We start from the raw sequence: 942 nt of genomic DNA, 5'->3' as shown, positions 1-942 counted from the left end.
CAGACTGTACACAAACGACAACAGCGCATTCACCTCGTCTCTGGGCGGACGGCGGTTGCGCCCGTCAAAAGAAAAGCCGCTTTTTTCGCTCAAAAGCTGCCCGAATACAGCAAAATAACGCGCCGCCGCATCACCTTCAATACCGCGCACCACGTCCAGCTCCGCCGCGCCCTTCAACTGCCGCAGCGAAATATTCAAAGCATCGACCGCACTTTGAATCGCCGCATTCTCGCCGTAATTGCGAATCTGCCGCTGAAGCACCCGCTTACTCGCCTGAATCTTCGCCGCAATGATATTGCGCGCAATCGGCACGGGATTTTGCTCCGACACCCGATACTGCGCCCGACGCAGCAGCACATTGCCGCTCTGCCGCCCCTGAGGCCGCCCCAAATAACGCCCGTTTTCGGTAAAAAACGCCAAATTCACATTATTCTCACCGCAAAACCCTAATAAAAACGGCGACACCAGCACATTTCCAAAACAGAAAATATGCCCGATGGAATGCACCGGCAACTGCGCCACCTTCTTACGCTCCTGCTCCACCACCAGTGTCTCCCGCTCTTTATGCAGATAGCTGCCTTGGGTGGTGATGTAGAGCGTGTTTTGCAGTTTGCGTATGGGGAAAACTCCTTGGATTTTGAACGCACTTTTTTGGGGTATTTAACAAGGTTGTTCCACCTGAAAAACGGTAGGTCGGATTCTCGAATCCGACATTTTCAAAATTACCGCAACAATTTCAAATCATATAAATATCAAAGTAGTTGTCGGATACAAGTATCTGACCTACACAGACTGAAACATAAGGTCGTCTGAAAGTTTGAGGCAATTATTTGAACAGCAAAAACCGCGTGCGTGCGTACCGCATACACCCTACATTTTGGTTTTAAAGCTTGCATCGTCCACAGTAGCAACTGTATTTTTCACCCCGTCGGGCAAAAATAC

At 50.0% G+C, this 942-nt stretch carries 1 protein-coding gene; it reads right to left on the bottom strand.

From position 1 onward, the window contains the following. The coding region (gene cas1, locus NSCA4_RS13470; RefSeq protein WP_081476524.1) for a CRISPR-associated endonuclease Cas1 at positions 1–618 on the bottom strand (618 nt) is incomplete at its 3' end. Positions 619–942 lie beyond the last annotated feature (324 nt).

The sequence above is a fragment of the Neisseria sicca 4320 genome (genome assembly GCF_000193735.1).
Taxonomy (GTDB): Bacteria; Pseudomonadota; Gammaproteobacteria; order Burkholderiales; family Neisseriaceae; genus Neisseria; species Neisseria sicca_E.
The sequence above is the reverse complement of the archived record's forward strand: the minus strand, read 5'-3'. Positions and strand labels throughout refer to the sequence as shown.